Source organism: Bradyrhizobium frederickii, assembly GCF_004570865.1.
GTDB classification, from domain to species: Bacteria; Pseudomonadota; Alphaproteobacteria; order Rhizobiales; family Xanthobacteraceae; genus Bradyrhizobium; species Bradyrhizobium frederickii.
The window spans coordinates 1-2,676 of the sequence record NZ_SPQS01000091.1 but is presented as its reverse complement, the minus strand read 5'-3'; the positions used below and the strand labels follow the sequence as shown (position 1 = coordinate 2,676).

Sequence of the window (2,676 nt, the reverse complement as noted above, 5' to 3'; positions counted from 1 at the left end):
GGTTGCACACCACGCATTGCTTGTGAATATTGCGTTCATTAAATCGGAGTTGAGGTGCCGCAGCAGTTGTCCGGTAATGTCCGGCATCCCACTGAGCAGACGTGAGCGTTCCGCACGAGATACATGGTAAGTCGCGGTCTCTTTCTCTGATGAAGGCGTTTACGGCTTGTTGGGCTTGTTTAATCCAGTAACTGCGGGGCTTTAAGGCGAGTTTTCGAATCTTAAGTTTATCTTTCTGTTTCTGCTCCTCTCGTCGTCGTTTCTTCTCTGCTGCTTTTTCCGCTTTTTCGCGTTCTTTACTTCGTCGTTCGAGTGCTATCTTGGTTCCACACTCTGGAGAGCACCACCACTGATTAGCGAATGCAGGGTGAAACCATTCCCGGCATTCATCGTTTTTACATCGTCTTCGCGCTGGTTTAGCCATCATCTTCTTCCTCGTGCATCGAGCTATTCGGATCGCTCATCAGTTCTGCGCAGCAGTGCTCACACACGTGAACTTCCAGCACATGCAGCTTCTGACCGCAGTTAGCGCACGTTAAAGCTCGCTCGACGCTTTCTTGTTCGTAACTTCGATTTTGGTCAATCACCTTGTTTTCCTCGCACGACGTCTTAGCCACCGGATATCCCACAGGTGAGCCGTGTAGTTGAAGGTTTTTACGTCAGATTCTTTTGGGATTGGCTTGGGTTTATTTCTGGTGCGTTTCGTTGGAAGGTATTTGCAGTTTTCGCAGATTATGTCGGTGATACTTCGTCGCTGTCTCGCCACACGTCCTCCTTTTCCTGCGGTAGTGGTAACACCCCTGTTGGTGTTCTTTCACACCGGAGACACCATCGATTCCAGTAAGGTTGATTTGGTCGGAAGCGGTTATCTTCTTTGCATTCACCGCACCGATAACATCGCATCATGCAGCTTCCCTCCCGAAGTCGAAATCAAGCTGCCCTCCAAATATTTCGCATGACTCAGAACAAGAGCCGGTATCGAATCTTTTAGCTCGTACCATGTCCTGATACAGGGCTTGATAATCATTTTCTGAATACATTTTCGCGATACCGTCCAGCGACATTCTTCCTCGGTACATAATCTCCTTTGGCGTTTCCCGATGTCCGTCACGCACATGGGATCCCGTGATGACCTCATTAAAAACACGCTGCAATCCCTCCTCATCTTTGCAGGCAAGTCCGATTTTTTGCGTTGATTTTTTAATGCAGAATATGCAGTTACCGAGATGTTCCGGTATTTGCAAATCGAATGGTTGTTGCTTCCACCATGCGAGGATATCTTCCTTCTCAAAGTCTGACAGTTCAGCAAGATATCTGATTCCAGGCTTTGGCTTTAGCCGCTTCGGTTCATCAGCTCTGATGCCAATCCACGTGGTGTAATTCCCTCGCCCGAAATGGTCATCACAGTATTTGGTGAAGGGAACGAGTTTTAATCTGTCAGTGCAGAACGCGCCGCCGACGTATGGAGTGCCATATTTCTTTACCATATCGATAAATGGCTTCAGAACAGGCATTCGCGTCTGAATATCCTTTGGTTCCCATACCGTATAACCATTTGGCTGTCCAAGCTCCGGGTTGATATCAACCTGCAATACGGTGAGCGGTATATCCCAGAACTTCACAACTTCCCTGACAAACCGATATGTCATTGGATGTTCACAACCTGTATCCATGAAAACGTAATGCACGTCTTTACCTGCCCGTCGCTTTTGCTCCATTAGCCAGAGCAAATATGCTGACGTCCTGCCACCGGAGAAACTAACGACATTTATCATGCAGCCCTGTCTCCCCATCTCGCTTTCCACTCCAGAGCCAGTCTCGCTTCGTCTGACCACTTAACGCCACGCTCTGTACCGAATGCCTGTATAAGCTCTAATAGCTCCGCAAATTCGCCTACACGCATCCTGCTGGTTGACTGGCCTATTACCACAAAGCCATTCCCGGCAAGGTTAGGAACAACATCCTGCTGCTTTAATGCTGCGGTAAACACACACTTCCAGCTTTCTGCATCCAGCCAGCGACCATGCCATTCAACCTGACGAGAGACGTCACCTAAGCAGGCCCATAGCTTCCTGTTTTGGTCTAAGCTGCGGTTGCGTTCCTGAATGGTTACTACGATTGGTTTGGTTGGGTCTGGAAGGATTTGCTGTACTGCGTGAATAGCGTTTTGCTGATGTGCTGGAGATCGAATTTCAAAGGTTAGTTTTTTCATGACTTCCCTCTCCCCCAAATAAAAAGGCCTGCGATTACCAGCAGGCCTGTTATTAGCTCAGTAATGTAGATGGTCATCTTTTAACTCCATATACCGCCAATACCCGTTTCATCGCGGCACTCTGGCGACACTCCTTAAAAACCAGGTTCGTGCTCATCTTTCCTTCCCGTTCTTCCCTGGTAGCAAACCGGTAATACACCGTTCGCCAGACCTTACCTTCGATAACCAGAAGACCTGCCCGTGCCATTTTAGCCGCGGCCTGATTTATGCTGGTTACTGTTGCGCCTGTTAGCGCGGCAACGTCCGGCGCACAGAAGCTATTATGCGTCCCCAGGTAATGAATAATTGCCTCTTTGCCCGTCATACACTTGCTCCTTTCAGTCCGAACTTAGCTTTGATTTCTGCGATCTTCGCCAGAGCCTGTGCACGATTTAGAGGTCTACCGCCCATGACAGGAAGTTGTT

Annotated in this window: 7 protein-coding genes; all 7 read right to left on the bottom strand. The window is 48.7% G+C overall.

Features of this window, described 5'->3' with window-relative positions; translation table 11 throughout:
* A partial coding sequence (locus tag E4K64_RS39450; RefSeq protein ID WP_235884973.1) for a recombination protein NinG occupies positions 1 to 424 on the bottom strand: 424 nt, incomplete at its 3' end.
* Positions 417 to 587, bottom strand: coding sequence for a protein NinF (locus tag E4K64_RS39445; RefSeq protein ID WP_000566997.1), 171 nt, complete (start codon positions 585 to 587; stop codon positions 417 to 419). The genes E4K64_RS39445 and E4K64_RS39450, both read right to left, overlap by 8 nt.
* Positions 584 to 766 carry a NinE family protein gene (locus E4K64_RS39440; protein WP_000113775.1) on the bottom strand — a complete coding sequence of 61 codons (183 nt, stop codon included), beginning with the start codon at positions 764 to 766 and terminating at the stop codon, positions 584 to 586. The genes E4K64_RS39445 and E4K64_RS39440 overlap by 4 nt, the downstream gene beginning before the upstream one ends.
* Complete coding sequence (ninD, locus tag E4K64_RS39435) at positions 733 to 903, bottom strand: protein NinD (protein WP_223368622.1); 171 nt, start codon at positions 901 to 903, stop codon at positions 733 to 735. Before ninD ends, E4K64_RS39440 begins: the two co-directional genes overlap by 34 nt.
* Positions 903 to 1,793 carry a phosphoadenosine phosphosulfate reductase domain-containing protein gene (locus E4K64_RS39430; protein ID WP_001407649.1) on the bottom strand — a complete coding sequence of 297 codons (891 nt, stop codon included), beginning with the start codon at positions 1,791 to 1,793 and terminating at the stop codon, positions 903 to 905. The genes ninD and E4K64_RS39430 overlap by 1 nt, the downstream gene beginning before the upstream one ends.
* Positions 1,772 to 2,212, bottom strand: coding sequence for a recombination protein NinB (locus E4K64_RS39425; RefSeq protein WP_000736903.1), 441 nt, complete (start codon positions 2,210 to 2,212; stop codon positions 1,772 to 1,774). The genes E4K64_RS39430 and E4K64_RS39425 overlap by 22 nt, the downstream gene beginning before the upstream one ends.
* A gap of 73 nt (positions 2,213 to 2,285) precedes the next feature.
* The gene (locus E4K64_RS39420; protein ID WP_000145933.1) at positions 2,286 to 2,576 is read right to left on the bottom strand and encodes a protein ren; all 291 of its coding nucleotides are present in this window, start codon (positions 2,574 to 2,576) and stop codon (positions 2,286 to 2,288) included.
* Positions 2,577 to 2,676: the final 100 nt, after the last annotated feature.

What these genes read in the sequence shown, in the direction of transcription:
- ninD (WP_223368622.1), bottom strand. Translation starts at nt 903, where the DNA reads ATGCGATGTTATCGGTGCGGTGAATGCAAAGAAGATAACCGCTTCCGA.
- E4K64_RS39420 (WP_000145933.1), bottom strand. Translation starts at nt 2,576, where the DNA reads ATGACGGGCAAAGAGGCAATTATTCATTACCTGGGGACGCATAATAGC.
- E4K64_RS39430 (WP_001407649.1), bottom strand. Translation starts at nt 1,793, where the DNA reads ATGGGGAGACAGGGCTGCATGATAAATGTCGTTAGTTTCTCCGGTGGC.
- E4K64_RS39425 (WP_000736903.1), bottom strand. Translation starts at nt 2,212, where the DNA reads ATGAAAAAACTAACCTTTGAAATTCGATCTCCAGCACATCAGCAAAAC.